A 20,655-nucleotide genomic window follows, 5' to 3' on the forward strand; every position below is an offset into this window, starting at 1 on the left:
TAAAATACAAAAAGCGATGGTTTTTACAACCATCGCTTTTCTTTAGGTTAAATTAGGGTAGATTATTGATAATAACTGTCAGTTCTGCTTCTGTAGCTGTATCTGTTTCGTTGAATGAAAAACCAATAATATCGTTTTCTGCAATGGTAACGGACTTTACAGCATATCTCCAGTTGCCATTTTCTTCGGTTACAAATATTAAATGGCATTCCAGTCCAATTGGTATTTGGCCATAGTGTTCACTAAACAATCCAGATTCAGGATCGTAGGTGTCTAAATGTGCCAGTCCGGAATCTTCACCATCGTAGGACAGGTACACAGCACTATTGGTGTTGTTGTATCCTTCTGGAACTTCCACATTAATAGTGGTTTTTGGTCTAGGATCGTTATAGAACCTGTCTATGTTTGTCCAGCCAAAGTCATTAAAAAAGGCATAATATTCCGTACCTTCAACAAACACCCCGTTTTCGCCTTGACCAGCTGGATCGTCTTCCATTTCATCCCAAGTAAGATCTCCGTTTTCATCTATAACGCCTGTCCAAAGAATCATGCTGTTGTCTGGAGCTCCTGTAAGTCCAGCAGGGACATTTAGCTGTAAAGGACAGTTGGTTTCCAAAGGAACTCCATCTTGTGTGGCTTCCAGAAAGAATTCGCCTCCAGTAATTAAAAGCGCTTTGTCTCCATTAGGCATCAAACCCATGGTTGGTTTGTTTGTGGTTAACATATTACCTTTTTCAAATACTTCAACATATTCTAAATCTACCGTTCCAGAAACAGCATTGCCGTTTTTTGTTAAACAGTTTCCGTTTATTGAAATCGTTACCCCATTGTCCGAGGTTAAGGAAATAAGGCCATCCTCTGCATTAAATTGAAAATGTTGCGTTACGTTTTCCAAGGCTTGCTCTCTAATATTGGCAAACTCTTGAGCTGACGGTCTATCTGGAGCTGGAACATAATCAACATCGTCGTTGGTATCACAACTTGAAAATAATAAGCTTGCCATTAGAAGGGTTCCAAGAAGCTTTTTGGTGTTTTTGTTCACATTTTTAATAAGTTTAAAATTGTGACTTTGCTTTGTTGTTTTCATAATTAAATAGGATTTAAATTGTTATTCATGTTTATATAAATAGGGCAACTGTTTTGTTACCCTATTTTTTGATTTTTTTTAGACCTTTCATAAATTTGAAGAGTATTTGCTGTCAAATTATTTTTAAGTTGACTTTGGTTTCAAAAAGACACTTTAAAAAACCACAAACCTGAAGACGGAGTTTTTAATAAACTTTAAAGCCTAAAGGAATATAAGGCTGGGCAAAATCTTGGACTGGGCCACCAGAGCCATAGAAATTTGAACTTAAAAACTCAACACTTCCCTGACCAATAGGATATGGAACGTTGGAATAATCTGCTTTTCGCAACACACGCCCTATGGTTTCGTTTAATGCAGAATAGTTGTTTATGGTGCGTACAACTTTTATAATATCTCCAGTATTTACAGGAATTGGAGTTATGTTTTGATAATCCAGTTGTGCTTGAGAAAAGGTGTGTAATCCAGAATACGAAGTGTTTGAGGTTTCATTTATTACCTCCATGATGTAATCTCCTGTCCAAGTACTTGGATTTTGGTATCCAATACTGCAAATTTCTCCAATGGCATTAATTCTTATACGGTATTCATGCGTTTCTAGGTCCATATATTCCGGTAAATCATCATAACCGTTTGAAGAAGAAAAAACATTGGTAATGATAGAGCTTACATAAGTGTTTTCGCAAACATTGTTTGTAGCGTCATCGTCGCTATCGCAAGATGAAAAAGTAAATAAACTTATAAGTGCTAGACATGCAATATTTTTTAATTGTTTCATAATGTATTGTTTTAAGGGTTAATTTGTTTTTACACCTTTATATCAATACCATAATTATTTTGTTACCCTATTTTTTTGTTTTTTTATTAAAGCACCTTTAGTTACTGGTTGATTTATATTAAAAAAAAGACCCTTCAAATACATGAAGAGTCCCTTTTCACTGAATTGGTTTTTACCATTCAGTTCCCGATTAATAGCAATCTTTATTTCTTTACTCGGGCTTTTTTTCTTGGAGTTCCTTTAACAACACCACTAATAATCACTTTTGAAGTAACAATCTCGCCTTTGGCAATAAGTTGGATCATTCTGTTGGCATCGTCTTCAGAAGAAGAAAATCCTTTAGCATAGCCATAGGTGCTTTCTACTTCCCAAAAATACAATCTGTTACTGTTGTCTTCGGCTTCATAATTAAGCATATAAAAGCTTTCAATTTTTTTCTCAAGAACCACCTCGCCTGCACTAACTAATGCAATCATTTTATTGGCGTGCTCTAAATTTAATGAGGTTCCTGAATACGTACTTTTGTTGGTTGTTACATTCCAGTCGAATACCTGAACCATGTTTTCTTTAGAAATTGTTACCACTTCATTAAAAGTGTTGAGGATCTTGTTGTTTTCAGTAGCGTTGATACATAATATGGAAAAGGCTACCATTGCGATACTTAATATTGATTTTTTCATGACTTAAAAATTTAATGGATTAATTAATTTTTTGTTTGTATGGCTTTTTCTGCCCTTACAACCTGATATCAAAACCTTTTTGAAATTGTTACCCATAAATCTGAAACTTTTTTTACTTTAGTAGAAAATACAAGGGTTCATGAGCCATAAAAAAAATCACGAAGACCAAAAATATATCGATGGATTGGTTCAAAACAATGCGTTTGTTATTCAAACCATTTACGATAAGTTTGCCCCAAAGGTTATAAACTACATCAAACAGAACAGTGGCGATGTTGCCAATGCCAAAGATGTTATCCAGGAAACCATTATTACCATTTACCATCAAGCAACCGAAAAAGGTCTGCAACTAACTTGTCCGTTCGACGCGTATTTTTTCTTGTTATGTAAACGCAAATGGCTGAACCAGTTAAAAAAAAGAGGCAAAAAAGAGGTAACAATTAACGAAGAGGTGCTATCTAAGGATGACGACGCTCAAGAACTGGCTTTTGAAACCAGCTTATTTGAACAGCAACACAGTTTGTTTAAGGACATGTTTCAAAAATTGGGTCAAGCCTGTAAAGACTTGCTGACAGCCACTTTTAAAATAAAATCCATGGAAAAAGTTGCCGAAAGCCTAGGCGTAACCTATGCCTATGCCAGAAAAAAGAAGTCCTTATGTATAGGGAAACTCACCAAAATGGTTCAAGAGTCACCACGTTATAAAAACCTAAAACCGTAACCATGCAAGACCAAGATTTTATATTATTTGAAGACTACCTTTCGGGATATTTGTCTTTAGAAGAGAAACAGGCTTTTGAAACAAGATTGGAAAATGATGCCCCTTTTAACAAAGCTTTTGAAGCCTATAAGGAAACTTCTGGTTTTTTGGAACATCATATTAAAAACACAGCAGGGACCGAAGCTTTCAAAGCCAATTTAGAACGTGTTTCATCTGCTTATTTTAACAAACAAGTACCTTCAAAAACCAAACGGATGAACCCTTGGTATTACTCTATGGCAGCTGCAGCTATTTTGGCCATTGGGTTTTTTATAGCACAACAATTTTCAAGTCCTGTTTACGATGATTTTGCCAATTACGGAACCATCAGTTTAACGGTTAGAGGGACACAAAACAATTTAACAACCAAAGCAGAAACAGCCTTTAACAACCATAATTACAAAGATGCTGAAAGATATTTTTTAGACATGTTGGAAACAGACAAAGACAATATAGAATTACAGCTTTACAGAGCCGTGTCCTTAGTTGAACTGAATAAGTACGACGAAGCAGATAAACTCTACAACAACATCATACAAACCCCTTCGGTTTATAAAAACAAAGCCATTTGGTATTTGGCATTGAGTAAATTAAAGCAAGGAGACGAAGAGGCTTGTGTGAATGTGTTGAAAACCCTTCCCGAAGAAGCAGAAGATTACCAACAGGCGCAAGAACTCATTGATAAACTGGATTAAAATGAGGCACAAAGTTGTTTAAAAAGTTAATCCGAAGAGTTGGGTCGCTTTAGAGGAATGCAACCCATAGCACGCAGTTGCAATGGGTTTTTTATAAGCAATATCCAAACAGACCTGTCAATCTGGAAATTTCGGGATAAAACCTAATAGGTTTAAAGTTTTCAATATTTCAGTATAAAACACGAAAAGTCCTTAAGGTTATTTGTGAAAGAACCCATACTTTTGCAACATGATAATAACCGATACACATACCCATTTATATAGCGAAGCGTTTGCTGATGACAGAAATGAGATGATACAAAGAGCCATAGATGCTGGCGTATCGCGTTTTTTTATTCCAGCCATAGATTCTACATATACAGAAGCCATGTTGCAATTGGAAAAAGACTTTCCACTACATGTATTTTTAATGATGGGGCTGCATCCTACATCAGTAAAAGAAAATTATCAGGAGGAATTGGCTCTAGTAGAAGCTCAGTTGGCCAAACGTGACTTTTATGCCATAGGCGAAATTGGGATCGATTTGTACTGGGACACATCCACATTGGAGATTCAAAAGAAAGCCTTTAAGCATCAAATCCAATTGGCCAAGAAATACAAACTACCCATTGTAATACATTGTCGCGATGCCTTCGATGACATTTTTGAAGTTCTGGAAGAAGAGAAAAGCGATGATTTATTTGGTATTTTCCATTGTTTCACAGGAACTTTGGAACAAGCCAAACGTGCCATTTCCTTTAATATGAAATTGGGCATAGGAGGTGTGGTTACTTTTAAAAACGGAAAAATAGACCAATTTCTCGATCTCATAGATTTAAAACATATTGTTTTGGAAACCGATTCGCCTTATTTGGCGCCAAAACCTTATCGAGGCAAACGCAATGAAAGCAGTTACATAATTAAGGTATTGGAAAAACTATCGGAACTTTATGCCTTGCCTCAAGAAAAAATTGCCGAAATTACCACTCAAAATTCTAAAGACATCTTTAAAATATAGTATGGAAGCGAACCACCCTAACATTCTTTTAATCTACACAGGAGGTACCATTGGGATGATAAAAAACCCAAACACAGGGGAATTGAAGTCCTTCGATTTTAATAATTTGTTAAAACGTATTCCGGAATTAAAGTTGTTGAGTTGCAAAATTTCTACCGTTTCTTTTGAAGAACCTATAGATTCTTCCAACATGAACCCAGAATACTGGTTGCAAATGGCAGAAATTATAGAAGAAAACTACAATGCCTTTGATGGTTTTGTGGTGCTTCACGGAAGTGATACCATGAGCTATACAGCCTCTGCCTTAAGTTTTATGCTGGAAAATTTAGCCAAACCGGTAATTTTAACAGGATCCCAATTGCCCATTGGGGATTTACGTACAGATGCCAAGGAAAACCTGATTACCACCATTCAAATGGCATCTTTAAGAAAAAACAACAAACCAGTTATTAGGGAAGTAGGCTTGTATTTTGAATACAAATTATATAGGGGCAACCGAACCACTAAAATAAATGCCGAGCATTTTGAAGCGTTCGAGTCATTAAATTACCCACATTTAGCAGAGTCTGGGGTTCATATTAAAATAAACAAGGAGGCCTTGTTTGTACCCAATACCAAAAAAAAGTTGGTAGTCCACAAAACATTGGATACCAATATTGCACTTATAAAACTATTTCCAGGCATATCAAAAACCATTTTGGAGGCAATAATCAATAATCCCAGTTTAAAAGGTATAATTTTGGAAACCTATGGAGCAGGAAATGCCACTACAGAACCTTGGTTCATTACTTTAATAGATCGGGCCATAAAAAGAGGGCTTCAAGTAGTAAATGTCACACAATGTTCTGGAGGGAGTGTCAATATGGGACAGTATGAAACCAGTTCAGAGTTAAAAAAAATAGGGGTAATTTCCGGAAAAGACATCACAACAGAGGCAGCCATAGTAAAATTAATGTATTTATTGGGAGAAAAAATTTCGGCTAACACCTTCAAAACCATATTTGAAACATCATTAAGAGGAGAATTGTCTTAAAATTAACTTCCAAAATTTTTAGCTTTCAAAAGTTTTTTTGTTATTTGCCTATCGTATTATTGAATAATATAACTAGAGAGGTGGCCGAGTGGTCGAAGGCGCACGCCTGGAAAGTGTGTATACCCCAAAAGGGTATCGAGGGTTCGAATCCCTTCCTCTCTGCTGTTATTTTTATTTTTTAATCGTATTTTTTTTATATCTTTAACACTTTAACTAATAAAATTAAGAACAAGAACAATGAAAAGATTATTTTCTATTCTAGCCATTACCGGGATGATGGCTTTCGGAACTGTTAATGCAAATACAACTGCAAACATAACAGCATCAATAGCAGCAACCGTTGCTAGTGTATCACAAGATGAAGCTGCTACAGATGAGGCAGCAACTGAAAATCTTGGATTTCACCAAGAACTTAAAAAACGTTTTATAGAAGGTGGACCAGGTTTTATGGGGATCGTTCTATTGTGTTTAATTCTTGGTTTAGCAATTGCTATTGAAAGAATTATCTTTTTAAACCTGTCCACTACAAATACTAAAAAATTAACTCAAGACGTAGAAGAAGCATTACAATCTGGTGGTGTTGAAGCTGCAAAAGAAGTATGTAGAAACACAAAAGGTCCTGTTGCCTCCATTTTCTATCAAGGTTTGGATAGAACAGACGAAGGTATCGAAGCTGCCGAAAAAGCCGTTATTGCTTATGGTGGTGTACAAATGGGGCAATTGGAGAAAAACGTATCTTGGATATCCTTGTTTATCGCTTTGGCCCCAATGTTAGGGTTCATGGGAACAGTAATCGGGATGATTCAAGCCTTTGATAAAATTGAAGCAGCAGGAGACATGCAACCTTCTTTAGTTGCAGGTGGTATTAAAGTAGCACTTTTAACAACTGTATTTGGTCTAATTGTTGCTATTATACTTCAAGTATTCTACAATTACATTATTGCAAAAATTGATAGCATTGTAAACGATATGGAAGATGCATCAATTACTTTAATGGATTTATTGATTAGAAACAAGAAGTAATAATAACCTAAAAACACATGAAACAATGAGTTTACATAAAATATTAAAAATTATTGTTGGAATACTTTCAGTAGTAGGTGTCATATTCGCTTTAATGATTATGTCCGGAAACGAAGGTATGATAGACAATATGATGTATGTTACTTATGTAGTCCTTGCGCTTATACTAGCTTTAGTTCTAGTTTATGTGATTAAAGGATTATTTGCAGGTGACATAAAAAAGACCCTACTTTCTGTAGGGGCATTCTTGGTGATTCTTGTAATTTCTTATGCCATGTCTTCAGGTACAGATTTGGATTTAGAACCTTTTACCAGTAAAGGCGTTGATATTACAGAAGCAACCTCTAAATATGTTGGAGCAGGATTGTATGCATTCTATGCTTTGGCTATTATAGCAATTGGCGCGATGGCGTTATCTGGAATTAAAAAAATATTTAATAAATAATTATGGCAAAAAGATCAGCACCAGAAGTGAATGCAGGCTCGATGGCTGACATTGCTTTCTTACTCCTTATATTTTTCTTGGTTACCACAACCATAGAGACAGATTCTGGACTAAACAGAAAACTGCCTCCAATTGATGATACAGAACAAGAAGATGTTATTATTAAAGAGAAAAACATTTTTCAACTGAATGTGAATAAAAACAACCAATTGTTCTTAAAAACAGGAGGAGAGGAAAAAGTAATTCAAATAAAAGACCTACGTAAAGCTGCTGTTGCCTTCCTAGATAATGGTGGTGGAACAGGTCCTGATGCCTGTAAGCGTTGTCAAGGAAAGAAAAACCCGAGATCTTCGGATAACTTCGATAAGGCCATTATTTCGTTGCAAAGTGATAGAGCTACCAAATACGATACGTATATAGCCGTTCAAAACGAAATAATTGCAGCTTACAATACCTTAAGAAACAGAGAGTTTGAAAGAAGTTTTCCTAACTTGGGAATGAGCTTTGTGGAAGCAGAAAAACGCTATTCGGATCCTAGAACTCCTTCAACAGAAAAAGCGAAATTAAAAGATAAATTGGAAGAAATTAAAATTTTAATTCCTCAAAAATTCTCTGAAGCAGAACCTAAAAAGTCTAATTAGATAAACAAAACATATGTCTAAATTTAAAAAGAAAAAAGGAGGCGATTTGCCAGCTATCTCTACAGCATCTTTACCTGATATTGTATTCATGCTCTTATTCTTTTTCATGGTGGCAACTGTTATGAGACAGAACACCCTTATGATTGAGAATAACTTGCCATTTGCAGATCAAGTTGAGAAGCTGGATAAAAAAGATTTGGTAATGTATATCTATGCAGGAAAACCTAGTAGTAATTATAAATCTACCTATGGTACCGAAGCCAGAATTCAGCTAAACGATAAGTTTGCAGAGGTTTCTGAAATTCCAGCATTTATTGCTGCAGAACGCGCTTCCAAAAGAGAAGAATTGATCCCGTTTTTAACTACTGCCCTAAAAGTGGACAGTGATGCCAACATGGGATTGGTTACAGATATTAAACAGGAATTACGTAAAGTAAATGCACTTAAAATTAATTATACAACCAAAAAAGGTGATGCCTTACAAGGGTTGAAAAAATAATTGAATTCTTAATTTTATATTATTTAAAGGCGTTTTGAGCAATCTTAACGCCTTTTGTTTTATTTTTAGTTATATAAATGGTATCTATCAATATGAAGCTTCAAATTGCTTTTACATTACTTTTTTTGTGCGTAACCACACTTTTTTCCCAAGAAGTTGCCATAGACTCTTCCAAGGTTGTAGACACCAAATACAGGGAAGATCAGTTCTATCTAGCCATAACTTATAACCTCTTGGCAAATAAACCTCAAAACGTTTCACAAACAGGCTTTTCCAGTGGGTTTCATTTCGGGTACATTAGGGACTTTCCTTTAAACAAACGAAGAAATTTTGGCTTGGGCTTGGGCTTGGGAGCTTCCATTAACTCTTACAACCATAATATTTATGTGTTTGAAGATGATAAGGGCAACATAAGCTATGCCAATTTAAACGATCTGGATCTCAGCTATTCCAAAAACAAGTTTGCCACTTACCTTTTTGAAGTGCCTTTGGAAGTGAGGTGGCGAACCTCTACGGCTACCGAATATAAATTCTGGAGAATTTATACAGGCTTTAAAATGGGATATTTGGTGGCAAGCTCCACGAAGTTTAAAGGAAGTGGAGGGAAAGTAAAAAACAGTAATATAAGTGATTTTAATAATCTTCAATACGGCCTAAGCTTTAGTGCTGGTTACAACACCTGGAATTTCCATATTTATTATTCTTTAAACCCAATTTTAAATAAGGATGCCAAATTGGATGGAGAAACCATAGACATGTCTGCCATTAAATTTGGGTTGATTTTCTATATTTTATAAAAATCCAAATCTTTAAGAAGCTATCTTATTTAAAAATACAATCCTTAATTCCCTTCAGTCTATGTTCTTGATTCTTGAAGCGAAGCGGTCTTAATTCTATTTATAACCAGTAATTCACTAATATAAGTTGAGGTAGCAAACCAATAAAGGCACCTATCAACAACTCTATAGGTGTATGTGCTTTTAAATGAAGTCTGGAAGTGGCAATGGCACCAATTAAAATAAACATAAGTGCCAAGGTCCCATTGATATTAATGCTAAAATGAATGCTAAGCGCTATATAGAACATGGTAACACCACAAACGGCTATCATATGAATACTGGCTTTAAAGTTTAAAAGAGCCAATATAAAACAGGCTAGGGTGGAAATTAAAATACCAACAAAAAAATAGTACAATTCAATAATCTCGGTAGGAGGAAGCACGCGATTTATAATTAAAACGCTAATACACCCATTAATGAACAAGGGGAGGATTCTTTCTTTGGTGCTATTTAAATAAAAAGATTGAACCTGTCCTATGTTTTTTAACAAATAATACAGCAAAATAGGTAAAAAGATGGTCAAGATGCTCAACGAAATAATCTTGGCCCTAATTATTTCCATGGGAATAAACCTGGGCGATTTTGAAAAGTAAAAAACCACACCTAATAACGGCATAAGGACAGGATGAAAAATAAACGAGATACTTTTTAAAAGCTGATTCAAATTCTTATCATTTAATTCCACAAACCATTAAATCTTCTTACGCAACCTGGCTACTGGAATATCCAATTGCTCTCTGTATTTGGCAACCGTTCTTCTGGCTATAGGATAGCCCTTTTCCTTTAAAATTTTAGCTAAGGCATCGTCCGTTAAAGGCTTTTTCTTGTTTTCCTCCTCGATAACCGTTTCCAGGATTTTTTTAATCTCCCTGGTGGAAACCTCTTCGCCTTGATCGTTGGTCATTGATTCCGAAAAGAACTCCTTTATCAGTTTGGTGCCATAAGGTGTGTCTACATATTTACTATTGGCCACTCTGGAAACGGTGGACACATCCATGTCTATTTCGTCTGCAATGTCTTTTAGGATCATAGGTCTTAACTTGCGCTCATCGCCTGTTAAAAAATATTCTTTTTGATAGTGCATAATGGCACTCATGGTAACAAATAACGTCTGCTGACGTTGCTTTATGGCATCTATAAACCACTTGGCAGCATCCAGTTTTTGCTTGATAAACATGACAGCATCTTTCTGCGATTTCGATTTGTCCTTAGACTCTTTGTAACCCTTCAGCATGTTGTTGTATTCCCTGGATACATGAAGTTCTGGCGCATTTCTACCGTTAAGGGTTAGTTCAAGCTCACCATCTACAATTTTAATGGCAAAATCTGGCACAACATGTTCCACTATGCGGTTGTTTCCGGAATAGGAGCCGCCAGGTTTGGGGTTTAAATGTTCTATCTCGTCTATGGCATCTTTAAGTTGCTGTTCGGTAACGTCAAACTTTTGAAGCAGTTTCTTGTAGTGCTTTTTGGTAAACATCTCAAACGCATTGTCTATAATATCAATGGCCAACTCCACATCTGGACGTTTCTCCTTTCTATGCAATTGAATGCTTAAACACTCCTGAAGGTTTCTGGCTCCAACACCAGCAGGATCCAATTGATGGACTATTTTCAAGACTTTTTCTATTTCATCTTCAGTGGTATAAATGTTTTGGGTAAAAGCCAAATCGTCCATAATATCAGGTAAGGAACGACGGATATAACCACTTTCATCAATACTGCCTACAAGGAATTCGGCAATATCAAACTCATCATCGGTAAGCCTAAAGGTATTTAATTGGTTGATTAAATGTTGCGTAAAAGAGGTTCCAGCAGCATAAGGCATGGTTTTTTCTTCATCATCACTACTGTAGTTATTGGCTTGGGTTCTATAATCAGGGACATCGTCGTCGCTTAAATAGTCGTCCACGTTAATGTCGTCTGCATTTATAGAGTCATTGTCATCGTCATAATCGTTGCTATTATCAAAATCGTCATCGTATTCATCCAATGGTTCTTTACCACTTTCCAAAGCTGGATTCTCCTCCAACTCTTGTTTCAAGCGTTGCTCAAAGGCTTGCGTGGGCAATTGTATCAACTTCATCAATTGGATTTGCTGAGGTGATAACTTTTGTGATAATTTAAATTGTAAATATTGTTTAAGCATTGTTTGGGTTTACTATAAAAATAAAAAAAACAATCTATATTTTTTAATTAACGAAGATAGTTTTTACTTCAAACATTCTCTAACTATTAGATGTTTTTTGTAAATTTATAAACTACTCTTTAAGGTTATAGTTAATAGTCCCTAAAATAATCTTATGAAAAAAGTATTACAAATCATATTATTCTTTGCTTTTTTAAATATTTATGCTCAAGAAATAAAGGAGTATAGAATTTTAAGTGTTGTAGATTCTATGCCAATTGAAAATGCATATATCACAGCTGATAATTGGCTGAAAACAATTACAGACAAGAAAGGATTTTTCAAGCTTTCAGGAGATTATCAAAATATTCAAATTAGTCATCTTGCGTTTAAGGCCAAAATTGTTAAATATAAAACAATGGTTATAAATAAAATAACATATCTCGAAGCAGATGAGAAGGTCTTAAATGAAGTTATAATAACTAATAAAAAAAAGATAAAAACACTTCTTCCAAGCAATGATTATAAATTTTTTAAAAGGGATAGTTATATGGTAAACCAGAATTCTGTTTATACAACCTTTATACCTAATGAAATAGAAAATACATGTTTCATTAATAAAATTATTATAGAGGTTGGTGATAATATGAACTCATCAAAGCTATATAATATCCCTTTTAGAGTAAATCTATACACTGTTAATAATAATACAGGGCTACCCGATAAAAAAATATTAGATGAAAGCATATTAACATCTCAAAATAAAAATAGAAAAAACAATTTTATTTATGTTGATATTAGAGATTTTGATATTGAATTTCCCAAAGAAGGCATTTTCGTTGCTGTTGAAAGTTTAAATTTATTAGAACTTGAAGAAATGAAAACATTAAGTGGTCAATTACCCTCATTTAAAGCAATCAAGAATAAAAATAAATATGTAACATATAGTAGGATTTATTCATGGGATAGATTAACTAAGACAAAGGATACAATTTATAAAGATTGGATTGATAAAATTCTTCCTTTACCAAAATTTGTTTTCAATTTCGGAATTGAAGTACAATATTAATTTTTATTAGTATGAATTTTCACTTTTCATTTATATTAATTTATATGCAATAAATTTTACACAAGTGTTATTAATTACTAAGAGAGAGTATCCTAAAGAGTATAATAGAAGTGATTTGTTGTATTTTATATAAAAACTTTCTGAAACAGTTTTAAAAAATAAGATTAATAAAGTGCAAATACCTGAAAAACAAAATATATAAGTTTTAAACAGTAAATGTATTAAATAAAATTCTCTTGCAAGGAGTAGACATAAACTGTAAGTGTCTTTAAGTGTTTGCAGCAATTAATTTCATTAAACTTATAATTATGAAAAACATATTAAATTTAGGAGTGCCCTTAACCAAAGAGGCGCAAAAGTCAATATTGGGTGGCAATCCAGAATTAGTTTGTCTCGTTGAATTTTGTTGGATCAATGGTCAACCGGCTTTATGCGAAGTATGTGAATAGCGTTATTTATACAGAGAGAAAATCTATTTCTCTCTGTATTTTTAAATTTTATAAACAATTTAAAATGAACAAGTTACTTATTTTATTGTTGTTATTGTCAAATTATGTTTTTTCACAAAGCGAAAATCAATATAGTGAAACGGTATTTGAAAACAAAGACTATTTCCACGAATTTCAACAAGAAAAATTCTTTTTACACACCAACAAAACCACCTATTTTACAGGCGAAACCATTTGGTGGAAAGCCTATGTAGTAAGCGATTTTAGCGATAAACCCATAACCAATACTACCAATTTATATGTTAATTTTTACGATGCAAACAAAAAATTAATATCACAGCAATTATTTTATTGTGAGAACGGAAAAGCTTATGGCGAAATAGAGTTACCTAGTACTTTAGACACTGGAGAATATTATATAAATCTGGCCACACAATGGAATAAAAACTTTAAGAACAAATACACGGTTCCCATTTACATCATTAATTCTAAAACAAGTAATCCTTTAGATGAAGACCTTAAAGTAAATATAGTGGATGCAATAGATATCGCTTTCTATCCAGAAAGTGGAAGCTTACTTAATAATACGACAAACACAATTTATTTAACCTTACAAAATAATGATGTCTTTTTAGCTGAACAGGCAGTAGCAATAACAGACAACACCACTAATAAAGCTATAGCCAATATTAAGACCAATAAACTTGGTCACGCAAAATTTAACTTGCTTTATCAAGCAAGTAATAATTATACGGCAACGGTAAAATATGAAGATAGCACATACACAAAGCAATTACCGAAAACATTAAACTCTGGTGTCCTTATTCATAAAAAAGAGAATTTGAATACTAAAACAAGTCAAGATTTTACTATTGAATTTAGTAAAGAGATGTTAGCTCAATATAACGAAAGCACCATTTTTGCAACTGTACATAGAAATCAAAAGTTACTTTATATTTTACCCTTTAAAGTGAATAAAAAACACAAGAAATATGTGATACCTATAGAGACCGAAAACCTTTTTAATGGATTTAATATCATAACCTTATTTAATGAAAAAAACCACCCTATTTCAGAACGTCCTTTTTATGTAGAAACCAAGCAAAATATAGAGATAGAGACTATTAAAAATGATACAACAAAAGATTCTATAACCATTGATTTTCAATTAAAAAATAGTTATACAAGTACCAATTTGAGTATTTCGGTCTTGCCAAAAGATACAAAGCTTAATGAAAATTCAAGTAACATCATAGATGCTTTTTTACTAAAACCTTATCTAAAAACCAATATCCATTCTGCCAACCATTTAGCCGATGTCGATTTAGACATGCTGTTGCAAACACAAACAAAACAGACAGTAAAACATACTTTTAATAAGCAACCACCCATTTACCTACAAACAAGAGGTTTAAGCATCAAAGGACGAATTAATACGGAATTTAAGAAAAATTATAAAGTACTACTAACCTCAACAGAAAATGAAATCATAGAGGTTACTGATATCAATCCCGATAAATCCTTTGTATTTCCAAATTTAATAATGAGGGATAGTTCAAATTATAAACTAGCAGTATTAGATGAAAAAGGAGTTATAGTAAAAGCTGGAATTTATGTATATAAACAAATCGAAAATTATAAGTCAGACAGTTTGCTCGTTTATAATAAAAATCAGTTTCTAACAACTAAAGAAATAGTAAAAGAAGAAATGTTTATCGATTATATCGATACTAAAGATTCTGAAATACTTGATGAGGTATTGCTAATGGGTAAAAAGCGAAAAGAAATACAAATGGATGAACTTTATCCAAACACACTAAATGAATTAGGTAACGGCTTTACACAAAAACTTCAGTTTGATGAGGTAGATGAAATGAATAATACAGTCATACAATATTTGAATAATCAATCTGGAGTTGTTGCTGTCGAAAGACCAATGGGTGCCAGTATTATAATAACAAGGACAACATTTGATTCATTTTATGATAGTACTGAAGCTTTAATCCTTTTAAATGGAGTTCCTACTGATGCAGAATCTGTAGCATATTTACCATTAAGTGAAGTTGAATCAATAAAAATAAACGCAAGTGGCGCAGGTTATGGAACGCGAGGGAGCAATGGAGTGATTTTTATAGATCTTAAGAAAGGTGGTGAAAATTATAAAACAACACCAAATTTAAATTATTATACCAGCTCTACAGATTTTGGTTTTATAACGTCTAGACCAACTTTTGTAGCCTCACAACTTATTTTTAATTCATCAGCAACAAGTCAATTTTATGAAACTCTTGATTGGATTCCTAATTTTAATATATTACCAAATAAATCAAATACTTTAAAAATTTATAAAGGCGAACATGAAAACATCAAATTGTTCATCAATGGGATGAATAATGATGGTCAGTTATTTTGTAAAGTTGTTGATTTACCTATTAAAAAGGGATTATAAATTAACAGGTTTTCCTCCAAAAACAACTAATGAAGAGTTTCCCGTTTTACAAACAACGAGATCATAAAGACTGTGGACCTACCTGTTTAAGAATAGTTTCTAAGCATTATAAAAAAAATATAAATACACAACAGCTACGTGAGCTAAGTGAGACCACTAGAGTTGGAAGTAGTTTATTAGGTTTAAGTGAAGCCTCAGAAAAACTAGGATTTAGAAGTTTGGGGATAAAAGTTGATTTAGATAAGTTACAGGATGCTCCTTTACCCTGTATTCTACATTGGAATAAAAATCATTATGTGGTTCTTTATAAAATAAAAAAAGAAGTGTTTTATATTTCAGACCCTGGGCATGGTTTATTAAAATATAGCAAAGAAGATTTTTTAAAACACTGGATAGGGAATAATGCTACAGACCAAACCGAAGAAGGTATTGCCTTATTATTAGAGCCTACGCCAAAATTTTATAATTCAGATTTTGATACAGAAAAACAAGAATTTGGCTTTAAATTCTTGTCAAAATATATATTTAAATATAAACAGTTTTTATGGCAATTAGTGATCGGTCTTATTGCTGCCAGTTTATTACAGCTTATTTTTCCGTTCTTAACCCAAAGTGTGGTAGATGTTGGTATCAAAAACCAAGACATTCATTTTATTTACTTGATTCTATTTGCACAATTAGCCCTGTTTGTTGGTAGAACAGCCATTGAAGTTATAAGAAGTTGGATCTTATTGCATTTAAGCACGAGGATTAATATTTCTCTAGTTTCAGATTTCTTTATTACATAACTGTTTGGGAAGAAACAATTTCAAGATCATTTCCTAGATTGTTTGTTAAGAAATCTGGATCTAAAAAGGAAAAGTAAATGATATCTTTAACATCGCTATTTGTTATATCAAAACTATAGTTTAAATAAGAAAAACCCCAATGGGGATGCGTTCTTCGCTTACATCTCGACTGCACTCAATGTAACACTCTATATTATGGTAACTGAGCCTAGTCGAAGTTAAAACTCAGCATTTTGAGGTGTTCTAGGAAACGGAATCACGTCGCGAATATTACCCATGCCTGTGGCGAACATCACCAAGCGTTCGAAACCTAAACCAAACCCAGAATGTACAGCCGTTCCGTATTTACGTAAATCCAGATACCACCATAATTCTTCTTCGTCTATGTCCAGAGCTTTCATTTTTTCTTTAAGCACGTCCAAACGTTCTTCACGTTGCGAGCCTCCAACCATTTCGCCAATGCCTGGAAATAAAATATCCATGGCGCGAACCGTTTTGCCATCTTCGTTTAAACGCATGTAAAAGGCTTTGATGTTGGCAGGATAATCAAACAAAATAACCGGACAGTTAAAGTGTTTTTCCACCAAATAACGTTCGTGCTCACTTTGTAAATCGGCTCCCCATTCCTCAATAAGATATTTGAATTTTTTCTTCTTGTTTGGTTTGCTGTTTTTAAGGATGTCTATGGCTTCGGTATAGCTTACACGTTTAAAATTGTTGTCCACCACGAACTTAATTTTTTCAATCAAGCTCATCTCGCTACGCTCGGCTTGGGGTTTGGTTTTTTCTTCTTCCAACAAACGGTTTTCAAGAAATTCCAAATCTTCACGATTGTGTTTTAAAATATAGCTTAAAACCGATTTCATGAAATCTTCGGCTAGATCCATATTTCCAGCCAAGTCCATAAAAGCCACTTCTGGTTCTATCATCCAGAATTCTGCTAAATGTCTAGAGGTATTCGAGTTTTCGGCTCTAAAAGTAGGTCCAAAGGTGTACACTTTCCCTAAGGACATGGCATAGGTTTCAGCCTCTAATTGTCCGGAAACGGTTAAATTGGTTTCTTTGCCAAAAAAATCTTCTTTAAAATTGACGTTTCCAGCCTCGTCCAATGGTGGGTTTTTGGCATCCAAATTGGTCACACGGAACATTTCCCCAGCACCTTCAGCATCACTACCAGTTATAATTGGTGTGTGCATATAATAAAACCCATTCTCGTTAAAATATTTATGAATGGCAAAAGACAGGGCAGAACGCAAACGCATCACAGCACTAAAGGTACTGGTTCTGGTGCGTAAATGGGCGTTTTCCCTTAAAAACTCAAAAGAGTGTTTTTTAGGTTGAATAGGAAAACTTTCAGGATCTGAATCCCCTAATATGTCAATGGAACTTACTTGTATTTCAACACGCTGTCCTTTACCTTGACTTTCTGTCAACGCTCCTTTAATATGAACAGCAGCTCCGGTTGTGATTCTTTTTAACAGAGCTTCGTCGGTGTTTTCAAAATCTACAACACATTGAATGTTATGTATGGTAGAACCATCGTTTAAGGCAATAAATCGGTTGGCTCTAAAGGTTCTAACCCAACCTTTTACTTCAACATCCTGTAAGGTGTTTTCCTTGGAAAGTAAGTTTGCAATGGTACTTGATATCATGGTTTTATTATTTTGAATGCAAAGATAAGTCTTTGTGCTGTTTTTTTAAGGGTTCTTGTTTGTTTCAGTTTGGTTTTCATCATCATCTTCATCTTCATCTTCATCCGGAATGATATTTATGGATGGTTCTTTTAAAACTTCCTTATTGGCAATGTTTCTTTCCAACGATAGCAATAACGAAGGCAATAGCAACAAATTAGATAACATGGCAAAAAGCAAGGTAGCAGAGACCAAGGCTCCTAAGGCAACGGTTCCTCCAAAACTGGAAAAGGTAAACACCAGGAAGCCAAAGAACAATACAATAGAGGTGTAAAACATACTTACGCCAGTTTCGCGAAGGGCTCCATAAACCGATTTTCTAATTTTCCAGTGGTTGGCCTGAAGCTCTTGTCGGTACTTGGCCAAAAAGTGAATGGTATCGTCCACCGAAATCCCAAACGCAATACTAAATACCAAAATGGTTGATGGTTTAATAGGAACACCCAAATATCCCATTAAACCAGCTGTAATGACCAAAGGTAACAGGTTAGGGACCAATGAAACCACAATCATTCTAAAAGAACGGAACATGTATGCCATAAATAAGGAAATAAGCAAAATGGCCAAGGACAAGGAAATGGCTAAATTCTTAACCAGATATTTGGTGCCTTTTTGAAACACAAGAGCCTTTCCTGTAATGGTAACATGGTATTTCTCTTCAGGAAACAGTTTGTTGATCTTGGTTTGAAGATCTTCTTCTATGTCTTCCATCTTATCTGTACCAATGTCTTTCATGAATGTGGTGATACGTGCATATTGCCCGGTACTATCCACAAAATTGCTTAACAGGTTTAAATTGGAAGAAGAATTTTTGGCATAACTTAAAATAAAGCTGTTTTCTTGTGAGGTTGGCAATTGATAGTATTTAGGGTTGCCATTGTAATACGCTTGTTTGGAGTATTTTACCAAACTCACTACCGAAATAGGTCTGGAGAGTTCCGGTATTTCCAAGATAAGTTCCTCTAGTTCGTTCATGCGCTTTAGGGTAGCCAATTTCATGACGCCTTTTTTGCGTTTGGTGTCCACTAAAATTTCAACAGGCATGATGCCATTGAATTCTTCTTCAAAAAACCGAATGTCCTGGAAAAATTCGGCTTCTTTAGACATGTCCTCTATTAAACTCCCCGATATCTTTATTTGGTAAATACCAATCATACTTGCAATTAAAAGCACAATGGATGTAATGTATATGGTAATGCGTCTTTCTTTTACCATACGTTCCATCCAATTGACAAAACCTCCAATCCAACGTTTGTTTAAGTGTTCTAAATGTCTGTCTTTAGGAAACGGTAAAAACGTGTAAATTATTGGAATAATCAGTAAGCATAAAATAAATATGGAAAGAATGCTTAAAGAGGCTACCACACCAAATTCCTTTAACAGGGTACTTTCGGTTAACATAAAAGTAGCAAACCCAGAGGCTGTGGTCACGTTGGTCATTAAAGTGGCATTTCCAACTTTGGTGATAACCCGTTGCAGTGATCTTACTTTATTACCATGCAGTTTGACTTCGTGCTGGTATTTGTTAATTAAAAAGATACAGTTGGGAATACCAATTACAATAATAAGTGGTGGTATTAAAGCTGTAAGAACGGTTAGTTCGTATTGTAAAAACCCAATAATCCCAAAGGTCCACATAACTCCAATACAAACTACTAATAGCGAAATAAAGGTGGCTCTAAACGACCTAAAGAACAGGAAGAAAATAAGTGAAGTAACACCTAAGGCCAAAGCAATGAACTTCCCAATTTCGTCAACAATATTTTGGGCATTTAAAGTTCTTACATAAGGCATTCCAGAAATTCTTACGTCTAAATTTGTAGCTTTTTCAAAGGCCTCCACTTTTGGTAACAAAGCATCAAACACAAAATCTTTACGTGCAGCTGTATTTACAATGTCTTTTCTTAAATAAATGGCTGTACGTATGGTTTTGGTGTTCTTGTTGAACAGGAAATTATCGTAAAATGGATATTTTTGAAACAGATCTTCTTGAAGGGAATCCAACTGCCTGTTGGTATGAATGGAATCTGTAATAAAAGGTTCTAGCTCAAAACGTTCCTCTTCTGTGTTTTTTACTAATTTTTTTAGGTCTTTTATGGAAACCACGGCTTCAACTTCATCCAAAGACTTGAAGGCTTCAGAAAGCTTGTTCCAAGCGTTTAAATGTTCAACCGTAAACAATGACGAATCTTTAACACCCAACACTACCAGATTGCCTTCCTCACCAAATATGTTTAAAAAATCGGTATAGACTATGTTTACTTCGTGATCGTCCGGGAGTAAATTGGCTTCGGTATAGGTAAAGCGCATATGGTTCCATTGCGTAATAAATAGAACGGTTATGGCTACAATGGAAAGCAGGATTGCAATTTTATTCCTTAGAATAATACGAGCAACCACGTCCCAAAACCCTTTTGTAAATAATTTTAACATACTAAAATAAAAACAGGCGCAAAGTTAGCGAAAAGCAATGTATTTGCTCACGGATTTTAATCATAATCTATGTTAAATTCAATGTTTGGTGTAAAAAGCGATCCTCTAAATAGGGATTGCTGCGAAAATTTATTTAAAAACGGAATATAACAGAATTGGAATTGGTGTTCCCTT

General features: G+C 34.3%; 18 protein-coding genes, 1 tRNA gene and 1 pseudogene. 13 read left to right on the forward strand and 7 right to left on the reverse strand.

Annotation, left to right across the window (positions count from 1 at the left end; genetic code table 11):
- Window positions 1-52 precede the first annotated feature (52 nt).
- From D778_RS03415 to D778_RS03425, 3 genes are all read right to left on the reverse strand, one after another.
- Complete coding sequence (locus D778_RS03415; protein ID WP_007647699.1) at window positions 53-1,087, reverse strand: hypothetical protein; 1,035 nt, start codon at window positions 1,085-1,087, stop codon at window positions 53-55.
- A 184-nt stretch (window positions 1,088-1,271) separates the two neighbouring features.
- Window positions 1,272-1,862, reverse strand: coding sequence for a hypothetical protein (locus D778_RS03420; RefSeq protein WP_007647700.1), 591 nt, complete (start codon window positions 1,860-1,862; stop codon window positions 1,272-1,274).
- A gap of 203 nt (window positions 1,863-2,065) precedes the next feature.
- The gene (locus D778_RS03425) at window positions 2,066-2,542 is read right to left on the reverse strand and encodes a hypothetical protein (protein ID WP_155949865.1); all 477 of its coding nucleotides are present in this window, start codon (window positions 2,540-2,542) and stop codon (window positions 2,066-2,068) included.
- Window positions 2,543-2,681: 139 nt separating this feature from the next.
- Here D778_RS03425 and D778_RS03430 point away from each other — a divergent pair, with 139 nt between their 5' ends.
- The 10 genes from D778_RS03430 (at window position 2,682) to D778_RS03475 (ending at window position 9,432) form a co-directional block, all read left to right on the forward strand.
- Window positions 2,682-3,263, forward strand: coding sequence for an RNA polymerase sigma factor (locus D778_RS03430; protein ID WP_007647702.1), 582 nt, complete (start codon window positions 2,682-2,684; stop codon window positions 3,261-3,263).
- A 2-nt stretch (window positions 3,264-3,265) separates the two neighbouring features.
- Window positions 3,266-3,997, forward strand: coding sequence for a tetratricopeptide repeat protein (locus tag D778_RS03435; RefSeq protein WP_007647703.1), 732 nt, complete (start codon window positions 3,266-3,268; stop codon window positions 3,995-3,997).
- Between the two features lie 229 nt (window positions 3,998-4,226).
- The gene (locus tag D778_RS03440; protein ID WP_007647704.1) at window positions 4,227-4,994 is read left to right on the forward strand and encodes a TatD family hydrolase; all 768 of its coding nucleotides are present in this window, start codon (window positions 4,227-4,229) and stop codon (window positions 4,992-4,994) included.
- 1 nt (window position 4,995) lies between these two features.
- Window positions 4,996-6,027 (forward strand): asparaginase, encoded by a 1,032-nt coding sequence (locus D778_RS03445; RefSeq protein WP_007647705.1) that lies wholly within the window; start codon window positions 4,996-4,998, stop codon window positions 6,025-6,027.
- 74 nt (window positions 6,028-6,101) lie between these two features.
- Window positions 6,102-6,189, forward strand: a tRNA-Ser gene (locus tag D778_RS03450).
- 75 nt (window positions 6,190-6,264) lie between these two features.
- Window positions 6,265-7,050: a MotA/TolQ/ExbB proton channel family protein gene (locus D778_RS03455; protein ID WP_040491321.1), complete on the forward strand. Its 786-nt coding sequence runs from the start codon at window positions 6,265-6,267 to the stop codon at window positions 7,048-7,050.
- A 25-nt stretch (window positions 7,051-7,075) separates the two neighbouring features.
- Window positions 7,076-7,495 (forward strand): hypothetical protein, encoded by a 420-nt coding sequence (locus D778_RS03460; protein ID WP_007647708.1) that lies wholly within the window; start codon window positions 7,076-7,078, stop codon window positions 7,493-7,495.
- A 2-nt stretch (window positions 7,496-7,497) separates the two neighbouring features.
- Window positions 7,498-8,136 carry an ExbD/TolR family protein gene (locus D778_RS03465; RefSeq protein ID WP_007647710.1) on the forward strand — a complete coding sequence of 213 codons (639 nt, stop codon included), beginning with the start codon at window positions 7,498-7,500 and terminating at the stop codon, window positions 8,134-8,136.
- A 13-nt stretch (window positions 8,137-8,149) separates the two neighbouring features.
- Window positions 8,150-8,635 carry an ExbD/TolR family protein gene (locus tag D778_RS03470; RefSeq protein ID WP_007647712.1) on the forward strand — a complete coding sequence of 162 codons (486 nt, stop codon included), beginning with the start codon at window positions 8,150-8,152 and terminating at the stop codon, window positions 8,633-8,635.
- Between the two features lie 92 nt (window positions 8,636-8,727).
- Window positions 8,728-9,432 (forward strand): porin family protein, encoded by a 705-nt coding sequence (locus D778_RS03475; protein WP_007647714.1) that lies wholly within the window; start codon window positions 8,728-8,730, stop codon window positions 9,430-9,432.
- Window positions 9,433-9,532: 100 nt separating this feature from the next.
- Here the strand turns inward: D778_RS03475 and D778_RS03480 are convergent, their stop codons facing one another.
- Both D778_RS03480 and rpoN read right to left on the reverse strand, forming a co-directional pair.
- Window positions 9,533-10,138 carry a hypothetical protein gene (locus tag D778_RS03480; protein WP_040491322.1) on the reverse strand — a complete coding sequence of 202 codons (606 nt, stop codon included), beginning with the start codon at window positions 10,136-10,138 and terminating at the stop codon, window positions 9,533-9,535.
- A gap of 27 nt (window positions 10,139-10,165) precedes the next feature.
- Window positions 10,166-11,623: an RNA polymerase factor sigma-54 gene (gene rpoN / locus D778_RS03485; RefSeq protein ID WP_007647717.1), complete on the reverse strand. Its 1,458-nt coding sequence runs from the start codon at window positions 11,621-11,623 to the stop codon at window positions 10,166-10,168.
- Window positions 11,624-11,777: 154 nt separating this feature from the next.
- Between rpoN and D778_RS03490 the strand changes: the two genes are divergently transcribed.
- The 3 genes and pseudogenes from D778_RS03490 to D778_RS03500 form a co-directional block, all read left to right on the forward strand.
- A complete protein-coding gene (locus D778_RS03490) occupies window positions 11,778-12,671 on the forward strand; it encodes a hypothetical protein (protein ID WP_007647719.1) in 894 nt (297 codons plus the stop codon).
- A 513-nt stretch (window positions 12,672-13,184) separates the two neighbouring features.
- Entirely contained in the window at window positions 13,185-15,569 is a 2,385-nt protein-coding gene (locus D778_RS03495; RefSeq protein ID WP_040491323.1) for a hypothetical protein, read from the forward strand.
- Window positions 15,570-15,598: 29 nt separating this feature from the next.
- Window positions 15,599-16,351: pseudogene (locus D778_RS03500) on the forward strand (cysteine peptidase family C39 domain-containing protein); the annotation flags it as partial.
- Between the two features lie 224 nt (window positions 16,352-16,575).
- On the opposite strand, the gene asnS reads toward D778_RS03500, so the two are convergent.
- A complete protein-coding gene (gene asnS, locus D778_RS03505; protein WP_007647725.1) occupies window positions 16,576-18,009 on the reverse strand; it encodes an asparagine--tRNA ligase in 1,434 nt (477 codons plus the stop codon).
- A gap of 45 nt (window positions 18,010-18,054) precedes the next feature.
- Window positions 18,055-20,481, reverse strand: a complete 2,427-nt coding sequence (locus D778_RS03510) for an efflux RND transporter permease subunit (protein ID WP_007647727.1) — start codon at window positions 20,479-20,481, stop codon at window positions 18,055-18,057.
- Window positions 20,482-20,655: the final 174 nt, after the last annotated feature.

Source organism: Xanthomarina gelatinilytica, from assembly GCF_000348685.1.
GTDB lineage: Bacteria > Bacteroidota > Bacteroidia > Flavobacteriales > Flavobacteriaceae > Xanthomarina > Xanthomarina gelatinilytica.

Bases quoted from the DNA above. Each gene is read 5' to 3' on its own strand.
- D778_RS03460 (WP_007647708.1), top strand. From the start codon at position 7,076: ATGAGTTTACATAAAATATTAAAAATTATTGTTGGAATACTTTCAGTA.
- D778_RS03455 (WP_040491321.1), top strand. From the start codon at position 6,265: ATGAAAAGATTATTTTCTATTCTAGCCATTACCGGGATGATGGCTTTC.
- D778_RS03510 (WP_007647727.1), bottom strand. From the start codon at position 20,481: ATGTTAAAATTATTTACAAAAGGGTTTTGGGACGTGGTTGCTCGTATT.
- asnS (WP_007647725.1), bottom strand. From the start codon at position 18,009: ATGATATCAAGTACCATTGCAAACTTACTTTCCAAGGAAAACACCTTA.
- D778_RS03490 (WP_007647719.1), top strand. From the start codon at position 11,778: ATGAAAAAAGTATTACAAATCATATTATTCTTTGCTTTTTTAAATATT.
- D778_RS03475 (WP_007647714.1), top strand. From the start codon at position 8,728: ATGAAGCTTCAAATTGCTTTTACATTACTTTTTTTGTGCGTAACCACA.
- D778_RS03430 (WP_007647702.1), top strand. From the start codon at position 2,682: ATGAGCCATAAAAAAAATCACGAAGACCAAAAATATATCGATGGATTG.
- D778_RS03425 (WP_155949865.1), bottom strand. From the start codon at position 2,542: ATGAAAAAATCAATATTAAGTATCGCAATGGTAGCCTTTTCCATATTA.
- D778_RS03420 (WP_007647700.1), bottom strand. From the start codon at position 1,862: ATGAAACAATTAAAAAATATTGCATGTCTAGCACTTATAAGTTTATTT.
- D778_RS03415 (WP_007647699.1), bottom strand. From the start codon at position 1,087: ATGAAAACAACAAAGCAAAGTCACAATTTTAAACTTATTAAAAATGTG.
- rpoN (WP_007647717.1), bottom strand. From the start codon at position 11,623: ATGCTTAAACAATATTTACAATTTAAATTATCACAAAAGTTATCACCT.
- D778_RS03440 (WP_007647704.1), top strand. From the start codon at position 4,227: ATGATAATAACCGATACACATACCCATTTATATAGCGAAGCGTTTGCT.
- D778_RS03465 (WP_007647710.1), top strand. From the start codon at position 7,498: ATGGCAAAAAGATCAGCACCAGAAGTGAATGCAGGCTCGATGGCTGAC.
- D778_RS03470 (WP_007647712.1), top strand. From the start codon at position 8,150: ATGTCTAAATTTAAAAAGAAAAAAGGAGGCGATTTGCCAGCTATCTCT.
- D778_RS03495 (WP_040491323.1), top strand. From the start codon at position 13,185: ATGAACAAGTTACTTATTTTATTGTTGTTATTGTCAAATTATGTTTTT.
- D778_RS03445 (WP_007647705.1), top strand. From the start codon at position 4,996: ATGGAAGCGAACCACCCTAACATTCTTTTAATCTACACAGGAGGTACC.
- D778_RS03435 (WP_007647703.1), top strand. From the start codon at position 3,266: ATGCAAGACCAAGATTTTATATTATTTGAAGACTACCTTTCGGGATAT.